The 15,380-nt window shown below is 73.1% G+C and carries 13 protein-coding genes; all 13 read left to right on the top strand.

Annotation, left to right across the window (positions count from 1 at the left end):
* Positions 1-276 precede the first annotated feature (276 nt).
* The 13 genes from EEW87_RS14235 (at position 277) to EEW87_RS14175 (ending at position 15,341) form a co-directional block, all read left to right on the top strand.
* On the top strand, positions 277-1,743 hold the full coding sequence (locus EEW87_RS14235) for a cytochrome ubiquinol oxidase subunit I (RefSeq protein ID WP_123092427.1): 1,467 nt from the start codon (positions 277-279) through the stop codon (positions 1,741-1,743).
* A gap of 21 nt (positions 1,744-1,764) precedes the next feature.
* Positions 1,765-2,829: a cytochrome d ubiquinol oxidase subunit II gene (cydB, locus tag EEW87_RS14230; protein WP_123092428.1), complete on the top strand. Its 1,065-nt coding sequence runs from the start codon at positions 1,765-1,767 to the stop codon at positions 2,827-2,829.
* A gap of 7 nt (positions 2,830-2,836) precedes the next feature.
* Positions 2,837-4,492: a thiol reductant ABC exporter subunit CydD gene (gene cydD, locus EEW87_RS14225; RefSeq protein WP_123092429.1), complete on the top strand. Its 1,656-nt coding sequence runs from the start codon at positions 2,837-2,839 to the stop codon at positions 4,490-4,492.
* Positions 4,489-6,174, top strand: coding sequence for a thiol reductant ABC exporter subunit CydC (gene cydC, locus EEW87_RS14220; RefSeq protein WP_240341613.1), 1,686 nt, complete (start codon positions 4,489-4,491; stop codon positions 6,172-6,174). The genes cydD and cydC overlap by 4 nt, the downstream gene beginning before the upstream one ends.
* Positions 6,167-6,577 (top strand): BlaI/MecI/CopY family transcriptional regulator, encoded by a 411-nt coding sequence (locus tag EEW87_RS14215; RefSeq protein ID WP_068272040.1) that lies wholly within the window; start codon positions 6,167-6,169, stop codon positions 6,575-6,577. The genes cydC and EEW87_RS14215 overlap by 8 nt, the downstream gene beginning before the upstream one ends.
* A complete protein-coding gene (locus EEW87_RS14210; protein ID WP_123092431.1) occupies positions 6,574-7,422 on the top strand; it encodes a M56 family metallopeptidase in 849 nt (282 codons plus the stop codon). The genes EEW87_RS14215 and EEW87_RS14210 overlap by 4 nt, the downstream gene beginning before the upstream one ends.
* Before the next feature lie 388 nt (positions 7,423-7,810).
* Positions 7,811-8,356, top strand: coding sequence for a TetR/AcrR family transcriptional regulator (locus EEW87_RS14205; protein WP_163562465.1), 546 nt, complete (start codon positions 7,811-7,813; stop codon positions 8,354-8,356).
* Positions 8,357-8,435: 79 nt separating this feature from the next.
* Positions 8,436-10,787, top strand: coding sequence for an MMPL family transporter (locus EEW87_RS14200; protein WP_123092433.1), 2,352 nt, complete (start codon positions 8,436-8,438; stop codon positions 10,785-10,787).
* A gap of 139 nt (positions 10,788-10,926) precedes the next feature.
* Entirely contained in the window at positions 10,927-11,643 is a 717-nt protein-coding gene (locus tag EEW87_RS14195) for an AIM24 family protein (protein WP_123092434.1), read from the top strand.
* Positions 11,644-11,745: 102 nt separating this feature from the next.
* Entirely contained in the window at positions 11,746-12,015 is a 270-nt protein-coding gene (bsaP, locus tag EEW87_RS14190) for a biotin synthase auxiliary protein BsaP (RefSeq protein WP_123092435.1), read from the top strand.
* A 90-nt stretch (positions 12,016-12,105) separates the two neighbouring features.
* Positions 12,106-13,707, top strand: coding sequence for an alkaline phosphatase D family protein (locus EEW87_RS14185; RefSeq protein WP_123092436.1), 1,602 nt, complete (start codon positions 12,106-12,108; stop codon positions 13,705-13,707).
* A gap of 93 nt (positions 13,708-13,800) precedes the next feature.
* On the top strand, positions 13,801-14,838 hold the full coding sequence (locus EEW87_RS14180) for a 2-dehydropantoate 2-reductase (protein WP_123092437.1): 1,038 nt from the start codon (positions 13,801-13,803) through the stop codon (positions 14,836-14,838).
* Positions 14,835-15,341, top strand: coding sequence for a low molecular weight protein-tyrosine-phosphatase (locus EEW87_RS14175; RefSeq protein WP_240341612.1), 507 nt, complete (start codon positions 14,835-14,837; stop codon positions 15,339-15,341). Before EEW87_RS14180 ends, EEW87_RS14175 begins: the two co-directional genes overlap by 4 nt.
* Positions 15,342-15,380: the final 39 nt, after the last annotated feature.

Genomic DNA, 15,380 nt, shown 5'->3' with positions numbered 1-15,380 from the left:
GGCGTGGGGGGTGGTGGCCTCGAGGCTCGCGCCCTGAGGGCGCGTCGCACCTCGACCACCACAGCCCCCTTCGCACCTCGACCACCACAGCCCCCTTCGCACCTCGACCCGGCCGACCCGGCTACCCCTCCCCCGTCGCCGCGGGCTACCACGCCGTACGGGTCGTGATCACCCCACGTACGGCGTGGTAGCCGGGTCGGTTGGGCGACTACTACGTCATGTCGTAGTGTGTACGACGACATGTAGTACTACTCCGTCGTAGGACAAGGGGAGCCCGTGGACACCGTGGACCTCGCGCGGTGGCAGTTCGCCATCACGACCGTCTACCACTTCTTCTTCGTGCCGATCACCATCGGTCTCTCCGCGCTCGTCGCGTGGTTCCACAGCCGATGGTTGAGGAAGCGCGACGAGGACGACATGAGGCTGGCGAAGTTCTTCGGCAAGCTCTTCACGATCAACTTCGCACTCGGTCTCGTCACCGGCATCGTCCAGGAGTTCCAGTTCGGGATGAACTGGAGCAGCTACAGCCGCTTCGTCGGCGACATCTTCGGGGCCCCGCTCGCACTCGAGGCGCTGCTCGCCTTCTTCCTCGAGTCGACCTTCCTCGGGCTGTGGATCTTCGGCTGGGGCAAGATCCCCGAGCGCCTCCACGTCGCGTGCATCTGGCTCGTGCACATCGGCACGCTGCTCTCCGCGTACTTCATCCTCGCGGCGAACTCCTTCATGCAGAACCCCGTGGGCTACCGCTACAACCCCGAGACCGGGCGGGCCGAGATGGCCGACTTCGTCGCGGTGCTCACCAACGAGGTGCAGCTCGTCACCTTCCCCCACGTCATCGCGGCCAGCTACATGGTCGGCGGCGCCGTCGTCATGGCCGTCGCGCTGCACAAGATGCGCCAGGCGCACCGCGGCGAGGCCTCGACCCTGCCCGGCGTCGGCGGCCCCGGCGAGATCCCGATGTGGCGCCGCGCCACCCGTCTCGGCGCGGTCGTCACCCTCGTCGCCGGTCTCGGCGTCGCCGTGTCCGGCGACCTCCAGGGCAAGGTGATGACCGAGGTGCAGCCGATGAAGATGGCCGCCGCGGAGGCGCTCTACGAGACCCCGCCGGACGGGCAGTGCGCGCCCTTCTCGGTGCTGACGATCGCCGGGCTCGGCGGTGAGAACCCGAAGCACGTCATCGAGATCCCCTGCCTGCTGTCCTACCTCGGCACGGGCAGCTGGGACGGCCAGGTGCAGGGCATGACCGAGCTCGAGCAGGAGTACCGGGCCCGTTTCGCCGACGGCGAGCTCACCCAGGCCGACACCTACATCCCGCCGATCGCCATGTCCTACTGGAACTTCCGCCTCATGATCGGCGCCGGGCTCTTCGCCGCCGGGGTCGCCGCGCTCGTCCTCGTCGCGACCCGTCGGCGCGCGCCCGGCGTGCCGATGCAGCGCTGGTGGAAGCCGCTCCTCGTGCTCGCCCCGGTCGCCACCGTCGTCGGGCACAGCTTCGGCTGGATCTTCACCGAGGTCGGCCGGCAGCCGTGGGTCGTCCACGGCGAGATGACGACCGCCCAGGGCGTCTCGCCCTCCGTCGGGACCGCGGACGTGTGGATCTCGATGACCGTCTTCACCCTCCTCTACGGCGCCCTCGCCGTCATCGAGGTCAAGCTCCTCCTCGCCTACATCGCGAAGGGCGCCGAGCCCTTCGAGGAGCCACGACAGCTCGAGGACGACGACGAGCTCGCCTTCGCCTACTGATCGCACCCAGGGACTCTCACCATGGAACTCACGACCTTCTGGTTCATCCTTCTCGGCATCCTGTGGACGGGCTACTTCGTCCTCGAGGGCTTCGACTTCGGCGTCGGCATGCTCGTGCCCGTCCTCGGCGGGACCGCGCGCGGCGACGCGCCGGGCGCCCCCGAGCAGGAGAAGCGCCGCCGCGTCCTGCTCACCTCGATCGGCCCCTTCTGGGACGGCAACGAGGTGTGGCTGCTCACCGCCGGCGGCGCCACCTTCGCCGCCTTCCCCCACTGGTACGCGACGATGTTCTCGGGCATGTACCTCGCCCTCCTCCTCGTCCTCGTCGGCCTCATCGTGCGCAACATGGGCTTCGAGTACCGGCACAAGCGGGACTCGGAGGCCTGGCGAAGGGGGTGGGACGCCTGCATCGTCGGCGGCTCGGTGGCCGCGCCGCTGCTCCTGGGCACCGGCCTGACGAACCTCGTCCACGGCCTGCCGATGACCGCCCACCTGGCAGGCTCGACGACCTACACCGAGTTCTCGGGCACCCTCCTCAGCCTGCTCAACCCCGTCAGCCTCCTCGGCGGCATCACCATCACCGTCCTCTGCCTCACCCACGGCGCGCACTTCCTCGCGCTGAAGACGCAGGGAGAGGTGCGCGAGGGCGCCCGCGCCGTCGCCGCTCGCGCCGGGGTCCTCGCCGCGGTGCTCGCGGTCGTGCTGCTCGGCTGGCTCGGCGCCGAGCGCGGCTCGACCGTCTCATGGGTGACGACCGTGGTCGCCGCGGTCGCGCTGCTCGCGGCCCTGGCCGCCAACGCCCGCGGCCGCGAGGGCTGGGCCTTCGTCGGGACCGCCACGACGATCGTGCTCACGGTCGCGACGTACTTCCTCATGCTCTTCCCAAACGCCATCAACGGCCGCGGCGACGACCCGGCCCTGACGCTCGACGCAGCCGCCAGCTCGCCGCTGACGCTGCAGATCATGACGTGGGCGGCACTGATCTTCACCCCCGTCGTCCTCGCGTACACGGCATGGACGTACTGGGTCTTCCGCAAGCGGATCAGCACCCACCACATCCCGGCCGCCGCGGCGTCGGTGCACTGAGGCGACGATGGCCCCCTTCGACCCCCGTCTCCTGCGTCTCGTGCCCCGGGCACGCGGCCCGGTCGCCCTGCTCGCGGGCATCGGCGTGCTCACCGGGCTCGCGACGATCGGGACGGCCTGGGCGGTCACCGCGCTCGTCGTCGCCGTCGTGCGCGACCAGCCGCTCGGCGCGCCGGCCCTCGCCGTGGGGATGACCCTGGCGGCACGCGCGGGGCTGGCCGCCGTCGGCGAGCAGGTCGCCGCCCGGGCCGGGGCCACGGTGAGCACCGCGCTGCGCGAGCAGCTCGTCGGGGTCTGGCTGACCCGCCCGGCCGAGCAGCGCCCGGCCTCGGGCACCGCGCTCACGCTCGCCGCGCAGGGGACGGCGAGCATCGAGCCGTACGTCGCGAGGTACCTGCCGACGCTGGTGAGCGCCGCGGTCGTGCCGCCGATGGCGCTCGTCGCGCTCGTCCTCACCGACTGGCCGAGCGCCCTCGTCGTCGTGCTCACGCTCCCGCTGCTCCCTCTCTTCGCCGCCCTCATCGGGATGACGACCGCCGAGGACACGCAGCGCCGGTGGCGGGCCCTGAGCGACCTGTCGGGCCACTTCCTCGACGTCATGTCGGGCCTTCCGACCCTCGTGGGGTACGGACGCGGCGAGCGCCAGGTCGCGAGCATCGAGCAGGTGAGCCGGCGCCACCGCCTGGCGACGATGCAGACCCTGCGGCTCGCCTTCCTCTCCTCCGCCGCGCTCGAGCTCCTCGCGACGATCTCCGTGGCGATCGTCGCCGTCCTCGTCGGGCTGAGGCTCACCCACGGCAGCATCGAGCTCTCCGCCGGCCTGCTCGCGATCCTCCTCGCGCCCGAGGCGTACTGGCCGGTGCGCCGCGTCGGCACGGAGTACCACAGCGCGGCCGACGGGGCCGAGGCGCTGCGCGACGTCGTCGACCAGCTCGAGGGCGGGTCGGCCACCACCATGCCCGCCCCCACGACCGGGGACGAGGTGCGGGCCCGAGGTCTCGGCTACCGGTACCCCGGCAGCGAGCGCGACGTGCTGCGGGGCCTGGATCTCGACGCGGCCCGCGGGCTCACGGTGGTCACCGGCGCGTCGGGCACGGGCAAGACGACCCTGCTCGAGCTGCTCGCCGGGCTGCGCACCCCGACCTCGGGCTCCGTGGACGCGCTCTCGAGCCACCTCGTCACCCAGCGGCCGTTCTTCGCGGCCCCGACGGTGCGCGGCAACCTCGTGCTCGGCAGCGACGCGAGCGACGCCGAGGCGTGGGCGGCGCTGCGGGCCGTCGGGATGGAGGGTGTCGTCGCCGGGCTGCCCGACGGGCTCGACACCCCCGTGGGCGACGACGGCTTCGGGCTGTCGGCGGGCCAGCGGGCCCGGCTCGTCCTCGCCCGGGCGCTGCTCTCTCCCGCCGGCGTCGTCCTGCTCGACGAGCCGACCGCCCACCTCGACGACGAGGCGACCGCCGCGGTGCACGCCGCGATCACCGTCCTCGCGCAGGAGCGCACCGTCGTCGCCGTGACCCACCGACCCGAGCTGCTGACCCTCGCCGACCACCACGTCGAGCTCTCCCCCCTTCGCCCTCCCGCCGAGGTATGGCAATCGGTGCCCCAGGAGGGGGCCCGGGAGACAGATGCCCATACCTCGGCGAAGGGGGGTGCGCTCACGTGAGCGGCATCAACCGCATCAACCGCATCGTCCGTGTCGACCGGCGACTCGTCGTCGCGGGCCTGCTCGGCGGCGCGGCCTCCGCCTGCGGGGTCGCCCTCACCGCGACGTCGGGCTGGCTCGTCGTCCGGGCGGACGAGCGGCCGCAGATCATGCTCCTGCTCACCGCTGTGGTCGCAGTGCGCACCTTCGGGCTGGGGCGGCCGGTCTTCCGCTACCTCGAGCGGCTGCGCAGCCACGACGCCGCCCTCGCGGACCTCGCCCGCCGACGCGCCGAGACGTACGCGCGGCTCGTGCCGCTCACCCCCGCCCGGCTCGGTCGCCGAGGGCGGGCCGACCTGCTCACCGGGGTCGTCGACGACCTCACCGATGTCACCGAGGCCCCGGTCCGGGTCACCGTGCCGCTGCTCGGGGCACTGGCCGCGGGCGGGCTCGCCAGCGTGCTCACCGCCGCGCTGGAGCCGGCCGCAGGGCTCGTCCTCGTCGCCATGCTGCTCGCGTGCGCCGCCCTCGTGCCCCTCGGGCACCGCCTCGAGGCCGCCTCGCAGGACGAGGTGCTGCAGGCCCGCGCCGAGGTGGCCCGGGTCGCGCACCTCGCGACCCGGCACGCGGACGAGCTGCGCGCCGTCGGTGGGGAGCGGACCGCCGCGCAGTGGCTGCGCGACGCGCACGACACCCTGCGACGGGTCGTCGTGCGCCAGGCGCGAGGGCGCGGTCTCGTCACGGGAGCCGTCCTGCTCGTCACGGCCGCGGGGACCGTGGGCTGCGCGCTCGTCGCCGCGGCGAGCGACGTCCCCCCGCCCGTGCAGGCGCTGCTCGTGCTCACCCCCGTCGCGACGGGCGAGGCGCTCGGCGTGCTCGCGGACGCCGTCCGCGCACTGGCCCGCTCGCGCGCCGCCGAGCGCCGGCTCGACGCGGTGCTCGACCAGGCCCCCGCCGTGCGCGACGCCGATGCCGCCGATGCCGCCGCGGGCGACGTCCTCGCCGGCGCACGACGTGCACCCCGTCTCGAGCTGCGCGGCGTCACCGCGTCGTGGACAGCGGGTCAGACCCACCTCGGACCGGTCGACCTCGTCATCGAGCCCGGCGAGCACGTCGCCCTCGTCGGCGCCAACGGCAGCGGCAAGTCCACGCTCCTCGCCGTCCTCGCCCGGCACCTCGACCCGGTGCGAGGGCGCTACCTCGTCGACGGCCGCGACGTCGCCGAGCTGCCGGCGGCCGCCGTGCGCTCGCTCGTCGCGGTCGTCGACGACGAGCCCCACGTCTTCGCGACGACGCTGCGCGAGAACCTGCGGCTGGCCCGCCGCCCCGACGAGCCCGCTCCCGAGGACGAGCAGCTGCTCCTCGCCCTTCGCTCCGCCGGTCTCGGCGACTGGGTCGCCGACCTGACCGACGGGCTCGACACCCGCCTCGGCACCTCCGGGCACGGGATCTCCGGCGGCGAGCGCACCCGCCTGGCGATCGCGCGGGCCCTGCTCTCCGAGCGGCCCGTGCTGCTCCTCGACGAGCCCGGAGCGCACCTCGACCACCCCACGGCCCGAGCGGTCCTGGCCGATCTCATGAGCGCAGCCGCAGGACGTACCGTGGTGCTCGTCTCGCACCACGGGACCGGCGTCGACCTCGCCGGCCGGGTGGTCGAGCTCGACCGCCCCACGACGAGAGAGAAGGTGGCTGCACATGCCTAGCTCGCGCAGCTCGTTGGGATCGCTGGAGCGATCGGTCATGGACGTCCTCTGGGCGCACGACGGCGAGCACGGGCTCACCGTGCGAGAGGTCCTCGACCGGGTCGAGACCGGCAAGACCCTCGCGTACACGACCGTGATGACCGTGCTCACCCGGCTCACCGAGAAGGGGGCGCTCGAGCGCGAGCAGGACGGCCGCGCCTGGCGCTACCGCGCGGCGTCGAGCCGCGAGCAGATGACCGCCGACGCGATGCGCGGCCCGCTCGACGGGCTGCCCCACGAGGAGCGAACGACCGCGATCCTGCACTTCATCGAGGAGGCCTCGCCGGGCGAGCTCGCGAGCCTGCGGGCCGCGCTCGACGCCGTCGAGGAGCGGGCGACGAAGGGGCCTCGACGAGGGCGATGACCGCGATCCTGCTCGTCGCGCTGGGGGTGCTGCTCGTCACCGCCGCCCCCCGGGTGCTCAGCGCCCACCCCGGGCTGCGCCGCTCGCCCCGACCGGCTCTCATGCTGTGGCAGGCCACCGCGCTCGCCGGTGTCATCTGCGTCGTCGCCGCCGGGCCGATCGCGGCGGTGACGCTGTGGCCGCTCACCCGGCACGGGCTCGACACGGCGGCCGCCCTGCTGGCGCTCGTCGCGAGCGCGCTGACCCTGAGCATGCTGCTCGTCAACGGGCACGTCGTCGGGACCACGCTGCGGGCCGCGCGCCGCCGGCACGAGGACCTGCTCGACCTCGTCGGCGACGAGCTCGACCGCAGGGTGACGGTCGTCGAGCACCACACGCCGACGGCCTACTGCGTGCCCGGCCGGCACCGCCGCGTCGTGCTGTCGAGCGCGACCCTGCGCGAGCTGCCGCAGGACGAGCTCGAGGCGGTGCTCGCGCACGAGCGGGCGCACCTCGCCGAGCGGCACGACCTTCTGCTGGAGTACTTCACCGTCACCCACAGCACGGCCCCTCGGTGGCTGCGCTCGAGCCGGGCGCTCACCGAGGTGCGGCTGCTCGTCGAGGTGCTCGCCGACCGCGCCGCCCGGCAGCACGTCGGGGACGTGCCGCTCGCCCGGGCGCTCGTGCGCCTCGCCGGGTCGCGCACCCCCGAGGCGATGCTCGGGGTCGCCGAGCACGGGCTCGTGCAGGCCCGGATGGAGCTGCTCGCTGACGACCCGGCCCCGCAGTGGCACGCCGCCGGGGTCTACGCGCTGGTCACGCTCGTGTACCTGCTGCCGCTCGCGGTGCTCGTCACGACGCTCTGAGCGTCCGGTCGGTGGTCTCGAGGCTCGGGCGCAGGGCGCCCGTCGCACCTCGACCAGCAAGAGAAGGCTTCCCCCTTCGCACCTCGACCAACGACGCGGGGCTCCCCCTTCGCCCGAGATCTTGACGGGCGCGCGGGTTGCAACCAGGGCTGCTGCCAACGTCTCGGGGTGGTGGTCTCGAGGCTCGGGCGCGGGGCGCCCTTCGCACCTCGACCAGCGACAGGGGGTGGTCTCGAGGCTCGGGCGCGGGGCGCCCTTCGCACCTCGACCAGCACAGGGCGGGAGGGTGGACAAGATTTTGCACTTCGGGGGTGAGGGTGCAAAATTGCACCTTGTGAGTGAGAGTGCAAGCAGTCGGCGGTCGGCCCGGGCCCGTCAGATCCACGACGTGGCGCAGGAGCTGACCCTCGAGCACGGGTACCACGGGTGGACGCTCGCCGATCTCGCCGAGCGGGTCGGCGTCTCGCGACGCACCCTCTTCAACCACGTCGAGTCCAAGGAGCAGGCCGTCCTCGGCCCGCGCCCGGTCGTCGACGAGGACGCGCTCGTCCTCTTCCGCCAGGGCGGTCCCACCGGCCGCCTCCTCCACGACGCGGTGCACCTCGCCATGTCGCTCATCTCCGCCAACGAGCCCGGCCCGGCAGACCTGCGTCGCTTCCAGCGCGTCCTGCTCTCGGACCCGGCTCTCGCCGAGGCCGCCATGCGCGGCCTCGTCGAGGTCCTCGAAGACCTCGTCCTGCGCAGCGCCGACCGTCCGGGGATCACCCCCGAGACCGCCCGCCTCGCCTTCGACCTCACCCTCGGCCTCGTCCGGCACGCCGGTGAGGAGACGACGGGCGAGAGCTCGACGACGACGCTCAACACCCGCCTGCGCGAGCTGCTCCCCCTCGTCGACGAGATCGTCGCCCCGCACCCGCAGACCGCGGGCTCGTAACCCCCCTTCGTCCCCCGCCGTAGCGCCGACGTCGCCGCCACGGACCGCAGTCCACCGCCCGACATCAGGAGACCCACCCATGGCCCACGCCCTCTACCGGCTCGGCAAGGCGGCCTATCGCCGCTGGCCCGCCGTCTTCGCGATCTGGATCGCGCTCGTCGTCGCCCTCGGCGCCGTCGCCGCGACCCAGAGCAAGCCGATGGTCGACACCTTCTCGATCCCCGGCATCCCCTCCGAGCAGGCCATGGACCTGCAGAACGAGCTCTTCCCCGGCTCCGGCGACGCCCTCGACGAGGCCACGGTCACCGTCGTCGTCGCGGCCCCGGAGGGCGAGAAGCTCACCGACCCGGCGAACGCGAAGGCGCTCGACGCCCTCCTCGCCGACCTGCGCGAGACCCCGCAGACCGACGCGCAGACCGCGAAGGAGGCGATCGTCTCCCCCGTCGACGCCGCCGCGGGCGTCGAGAAGCAGCTCACCGACGCGGGCAAGCAGAACCGCACCCCGCAGGCCGTCACCGACGCCAACCTCAGGGCGGTCTCGCCGCTCAGCGAGGACGGCCGGATCGGCACCCTGTCGTGGGACCTCGACGTCGACTCCGTCGGTGACGTCGAGCAGTCCACCCGCGACGCCATCGAGGCCGACCTGCAGACCGCCCGCGACGCGGGCCTGCAGGCCGAGGTCAACGGCTCGGCGATGCAGGGCATCCCCGAGACCGGCGGCACGAGCGAGCTCATCGGCATCGCCTTCGCGCTCGTCGTCCTCGTGCTGACCTTCGGCTCGATCGTCGCCGCGGGCATGCCGATCCTCTCGGCCCTCGTCGGCGTCGGCATCGGCGTCCTCGGCGTCTCGATCGCCACGGTCTTCACCGAGATCGGCACGACGACCCCGATCCTGGCCACGATGCTCGGCCTGGCCGTCGGCATCGACTACTCGCTCTTCATCCTCTCGCGCTACCGCGCCGAGCTGCGGCACGCCGACCGCGAGGAGGCCATCGGCCTGGCCGTCGGCCGCGCCGGCTCCGCCGTCGTCTTCGCCGGTCTCACGGTGATCATCGCGCTGGCCGCCTTCTCCGTCGTCGGCATCCCCTTCCTCACCTCGATGGGTCTGGCCGCGGCCGGGACCGTGCTCGTCGCCGTGCTCGTCTCGCTGACCTTCATCCCCGCCCTCATGGGCGCCCTCAAGGGCAAGGCCTTCGCCGGCCGCGTCCGCCAGGACCACATGGTCACCGAGGGCGAGATCATCAACAACGGCACCCGCTGGGCGCACGTCGTCCAGCGCAAGCCAGTCGTCATGGCGCTGGCCGTCGTCGCCCTCCTCGTCGCCCTCGCGGTGCCGATGAAGGACATCCACCTCGGTCTGCCGACCGACTCGACCGCCCCGACGGACACGACCCAGCGCAAGGCCGCCGACCTCGTCACCGAGGGCTTCGGCGCCGGCCGCCAGTCGCCGCTGCTCGTCGTCGTCGACGCCCGTGACGTCGCCGACCCGAAGGCGGCGCAGGATTCCTTCGGCGCCGTCACCCAGTGGGCCGCCGGGCAGGAGGGCGTCGAGAACGCCCAGGTCGCCCAGGTCAACGAGGACGGCACCGGCGCGATGGTGCTCGTCACCCCGACGACGAGCGGCGACGACGTCGCCACCGAGGACCTGCTGCACTCGCTGCGCGACGGCCAGGGCGGCATCGAGGACCAGACCGGCGCGACCGTCGGCGTCACCGGCCTCACCGCGATCCAGGTCGACGTCTCCGAGCGCCTGCTCGACGCGCTCGTGCCCTACCTCGCGGTCGTCGTCGGCCTCGCCTTCGTCCTGCTCATGATGGTCTTCCGCTCCGTCCTCGTGCCGCTCACCGCGACGCTGGGCTTCCTGCTCTCGGTGCTCGGCACCCTCGGCGCGACCGTCCTCGTCTTCCAGGAGGGTCTCTTCGGGCTGGTCGACCCGGCGCCGCTCATGAGCTTCTTGCCGATGCTCGTCGTCGGCATCGTCTTCGGGCTGGCGATGGACTACCAGGTCTTCCTCGTCACCCGGATGCGCGAGGCCTATGTGCACGGCGAGACGGCCCCGGCCGCGGTCGTCGAGGGCTTCCGCTTCGGCGCCCGGGTGGTCACCGCCGCGGCGGCGATCATGATCTCGGTCTTCGCGGCCTTCGTCCTGCAGGACGACACCCTCGTGAAGTCCATCGGCTTCGCGCTCGCAGTCGCGGTCCTGCTCGACGCCTTCCTCGTGCGCCAGGTCCTCATCCCCGCGACGATGTTCATCCTCGGCGACAAGGCGTGGTGGCTGCCGCGCTGGCTCGACAAGGTCCTGCCGAACGTCGACGTCGAGGGCGAGTCACTCGCCCGTGAGGGCGGTCGGCACGCCGGCCCGGTGGCCGACGAGGACGAGAGCGAGCTGGAGACCGCGGGCGCGGGCTACACCCCCCGCCACGGCGACTGAGCCGACCGGTCGAAGGGGTGGGGGCAGCCACCCCTTCGACCGGGCAGCGCTCCCCCTACCGGGGGACCGAAGGGGGTCCTAGGCTGACCTCCGGCGGCCGCAGGGGCCGCCTCTCGCACGCACACAAGGGGTCGCCCTCATGCCCATCCACGGCTCGCTCTTCACGGACTTCGAAGAGCAGAAGACGCAGGACCAGTTCTCGCTGCAGAACAAGAAGCTGCTGAAGATCCAGATGGGCTACGGGCCGGTCTGGGCCAAGACCGGCTCGATGGTCGCCTACCAGGGCGACATCCGCTTCGAGAACACCGGTTCCGGCGGGCTGGGCAAGATGTTCAAGGCCGCCGCCACCGGCGAGGGCGTGAAGATGATGCGGGCCACCGGCGCCGGCGAGCTCTTCGTCGCCGACACCGCCTCCGAGGTCCAGGTCATGTACCTCGAGAACGACATGATCTCCGTCAACGGCTCGAACATCCTCGCCTTCTCCGACTCGATCCAGTGGGACATCCACCGCATCCAGGCCCGCGGCGCGGCGATGACGGGCGGTCTGTACAACGTCACCCTGCGCGGCACCGGGTACGTCGCGATCACGACGAAGGGGGAGCCCGTCGCCCTCGACGTCGCGACGGCGCCGACCTTCGGCGATGCCCAGGCGGTCGTGCTGTGGACGGCCGGGGTGTCGATGGACATCCGCGTCGACACCGGCGGCTTCAAGTCGATGGTGCGCGGCGGCACCGGGGAGACCTTCCAGATGGCCTTCGGCGGCCAGGGCTACGTCCTCGTGCAGCCGGCCGAGTCCGTCGTCGACGGCGGGCACAAGAGCAGCAGCAGCTCGCTCGGGGACATCCTCGGCGGCTGACCCGGTCGGCCCGCCCCGGGCGGCGCCCCCGCAGCACGCGGGTAGGCGTCGCCCGAGGGGGACGTACGCTGGCCGGGCCCTACCGACACACGAGAGGACGAGATGTCTGACATCCCGTACGCGGCCGACTCCGGTTACTCCGACCCCGACACCCTCGGGGCCATCCCCCCGGTCGTCGCCGCCACGTACTGCGCCCACTGCGGCCGCAGCGCGAACAAGTCCGGCCACGCCGCCTGCACCCAGGCCCTGGCCACCACCCCGCCCACGTACTGCACGACCTGCCGCCGCGAGCTCACGGTGACCAGCGAGGGGCAGCAGTGGACCGCCACGTGCAAGAAGCACGGAGAGAGCAGCGGGAGCGTCGCGGCCTGAGCCGCGGTTGACGAAACCCTGACCAGCCGCTCACGCGGTGGTCATCAGCAGGGCGCCGGGGGTGCACCCCGGCGCACGAGCATCGCGGTCATGGAGATCACCCGCCGCACCGTCCTGTCCGGTGGCGCCGCCGCCGGAGCCCTCACCGTCCTCGCCGCCCCCGGCAGCGCCACCGGCGCCCCCGGCACCCGCCCCCTCGCCCGCTCGGCGAGCCCGCGGGTGTCCCCCTTCGAGCTCGGCGTCGCCTCCGGCGACCCCCTCCCCGACAGCGTCGTCCTGTGGACCCGGCTCGCCGTCGACCCCACCGCCGAGGACGGGCTGGGCGGGATGGCCCGCCGCCCGTACGCGGTGCGGTGGGAGATCGCCCGCGACCCGCAGATGCGCCGCGTCGTCGAGCGCGGCGTCGTCGAGGCGCGCGCCGAGAGCGGCTACGCGGTGCACGTCGAGCCGCGGGGGCTGCAGGCCGGTCGCGAGTACTGGTACCGCTTCCGGGTCGGCGGCCACCTCAGCCCCGTCGGGCGCACCATGACCGCGCCCGCCCGGCACGAGATGCCGGCCGTGCTCGCGATGTCCTTCGCCAGCTGCAGCCAGTACGAGCACGGGTACTTCACCGCGTACCGCCGTCTGGCGCAGGACCAGCCCGACCTCGTGCTCCACCTCGGCGACTACCAGTACGAGTACACGAAGCAGTCCTACCTCTCCCCCACGGGCAACGTCCGTGACCACGACGGCCCCGAGACAGTCGACCTCGCGAGCTACCGCCAGCGCCACGCCCAGTACAAGTCCGACCCCGACCTGCAGCTCGCCCACGCCACCGCGCCGTGGCTCGTCGTGTGGGACGACCACGAGGTCGACAACAACTGGGCCGACGACGTGCCGGAGAACTCCGACGCCGCGCAGTGGAACGACACGACCGCCCGCTTCGTGCGGCGCCGCGCCCAGGCCTTCCAGGCGTACTACGAGAACATGCCGCTGCGCCGGGCCTCCGTGCCGCGCGGCGCGGACATGAAGATCTACCGCCGGCTGCACTGGGGCCGTCTGGCGACCTTCCACATGATGGACACGCGCCAGTACCGCGACGACCAGGCCTGCGGCGACGGCTGGACGATCGACTGCGACGAGCGCCTCGACGAGACCCGGTCGCTGCCCGGCATGGCGCAGGAGCGCTGGCTGCTCGACGGCTTCGAGCGCTCGCGGGCCCGCTGGGACGTGCTCGGCCAGCAGGTCTTCTTCGCCGAGCAGGACGCGCTCGCCGGCCCGTCGTACCGCACCTCGATGGACGGGTGGGACGGCTACGTGCCCTCGCGCCGGCGGATCACCCAGGGCTGGGTCGACGCCGGGGTGCGCAACCCCGTCGTGCTCACCGGTGACGTGCACAAGCACTGGGCCAACGACCTGCGCCTGGACTACCAGGACACCGACTCGCCGGTCGTCGGCTCCGAGCTCGTGTGCAGCTCGATCACCTCGACGGGCAACGGCAGCCCGACGTGGCAGAGCCCGAACATGGCGCTCAACCCGCACCTGCGTTTCTCCGCCGACCAGCGCGGGTACGTGCGCACCGCGATCACCAAGGAGAAGATGAGCGTCGACTACCGCTCGCTGCCGAGCGTGACGACGACGGACGCCGCCGCGTACACGCAGGCGTCCTTCGAGCTGCACGACGGGCAGCGCGGGCTGCAGCGCACGCGCTGACACCCCGCCTCACCGGTGCGGTGCGGCGCCGCGGCTAGGATCGGCCGCGGCGCCGCACGGCGTCGTGACGCCGACGGCAGGGGGTGAGCGCGGGTGCGCATCGCGGTCGTCGGCGCCGGCAGCATCGGCTGCTACATCGGGGCCCACCTCGCCTCGGTCGCCGACGTCACCCTCGTCGGCCGGGCCCGGGTCGTCGACGCGATCTGCGAGCAGGGGCTCACGGCGACGACGATGCGCGGCACCGCCTGGCACGTGCCCGCCGACCGGCTGCACCTCGACACCGAGGTGAGCGCCGTCTCCGGCGCCGAGGTCGTCCTCGTGACGACGAAGACGGTGACCAACCACGACATCGCGGCCCAGATCGGGCCGTACCTCACGACCGACACGGTCGTCATCTCGCTGCAGAACGGCGTGCGCAACGCCCAGGTCCTCGACGAGGGCCTGCAGCGCGCCTTCCCCTCGCGGGCCAGCCGTCCGCTCGTGCTCTCGGCGGTCGTGCACCACAACGTCGTCGCGACGGACGATGCCGTCTACCTCGCGACGACGAGCGGCGGCATCACCGTCAAGGACCACCCGAGGGTCGACCCCTTCGTGCGGACCGCGCGACGCGGCGGGCTGTCAGTCGCCGTCGAGCCGGACATGCGCCCGGTGCTCATGAACAAGCTGCTGCTCAACCTCAACAACGCGGTCAACGCCCTGTCCGGACGGCCCCTGCGCGACGAGCTGCGCGACCCCGACTACCGCCGCGTGCTCGCCGCCTGCCAGACCGAGGCGCTCGCCGTGAGCAAGGCCGCCGGGGTGACCCCCTCGCGGATGGGGCCCCTGCCCGCAGCCCTCATGCCCGCGGTGCTGCGCAGCCCGACCCCCGTCTTCGCCGGGCTGGCCCGCACCTCGCTCGCGGTGACGCCGCAGGCGCGCAGCTCGATGGCCGACGACCTCGGCCGCCACCGGCGCACGGAGATCGACGAGCTGCAGGGCATGGTCGTCGCGCTCGGCGAGCGCTACGGGATCGCCACCCCCGTGAGCGAGCGGCTCGTCGAGCTCGTCGTCGCCGCCGAGGGCCAGTCGATCTCCGACGGCGAGCACCGCACGTACACCGGTGGCGAGCTGCGCGCGGCGGTCGGGCTGTGAGCCGGGCCTACCGCATCTGCGTCGTGTGCACCGGCAACATCTGCCGCTCCCCCATGGCCGAGCTCGTGCTGCGCGAGCTGCTCGAGGCCGAGGGCCTGGGCGAGGAGGTCGTCGTCGACTCCGCCGGCACCACCGCCTGGGAGGTCGGCAACCCCGCCGACCCGCGCACCCTGGAGGTGCTGCGCCGCAACGGCCACGACCACCCGAGCCACGCGCTGCACCGCGCCCGGGCCTTCGAGCGGCGGTGGTTCGCCGAGCTCGACCTCGTCCTCGCCGCCGACCACGGCCACTACTCGACGCTGCGCCGCCTCGCGCCGACGCCCCAGGACAAGGCGAAGGTGCGGATGCTGCGCTCCTTCGACGCCGCCGGGCTCGCCGAGGCCGAGCAGGAGATGGCCGATCCCTGGTACGGCGACGACGCCGACTTCGAGCGGACGTACGCCGAGGTCGTCCCAGCCGCGCGCGGCGTCGTCGAGCACGTGCGCCGCGAGCTCGACCGCTAGCGCGGACACCGCGTCGCCCGCACCGCGACGTCCTGGGAG

The sequence above is a fragment of the Janibacter melonis genome, assembly GCF_003721155.3.
Taxonomy (GTDB): domain Bacteria; phylum Actinomycetota; class Actinomycetes; order Actinomycetales; family Dermatophilaceae; genus Marihabitans; species Marihabitans melonis.
Note: the sequence above shows the minus strand (reverse complement) of the source record. Positions and strands in the feature narration are given on the sequence as shown.

Excerpts from the sequence above, each read along its gene's own strand:
- cydB (WP_123092428.1), top strand. The coding sequence starts at position 1,765 with ATGGAACTCACGACCTTCTGGTTCATCCTTCTCGGCATCCTGTGGACG.
- cydD (WP_123092429.1), top strand. The coding sequence starts at position 2,837 with ATGGCCCCCTTCGACCCCCGTCTCCTGCGTCTCGTGCCCCGGGCACGC.
- EEW87_RS14215 (WP_068272040.1), top strand. The coding sequence starts at position 6,167 with ATGCCTAGCTCGCGCAGCTCGTTGGGATCGCTGGAGCGATCGGTCATG.
- EEW87_RS14210 (WP_123092431.1), top strand. The coding sequence starts at position 6,574 with ATGACCGCGATCCTGCTCGTCGCGCTGGGGGTGCTGCTCGTCACCGCC.
- EEW87_RS14200 (WP_123092433.1), top strand. The coding sequence starts at position 8,436 with ATGGCCCACGCCCTCTACCGGCTCGGCAAGGCGGCCTATCGCCGCTGG.
- EEW87_RS14195 (WP_123092434.1), top strand. The coding sequence starts at position 10,927 with ATGCCCATCCACGGCTCGCTCTTCACGGACTTCGAAGAGCAGAAGACG.
- bsaP (WP_123092435.1), top strand. The coding sequence starts at position 11,746 with ATGTCTGACATCCCGTACGCGGCCGACTCCGGTTACTCCGACCCCGAC.
- EEW87_RS14185 (WP_123092436.1), top strand. The coding sequence starts at position 12,106 with ATGGAGATCACCCGCCGCACCGTCCTGTCCGGTGGCGCCGCCGCCGGA.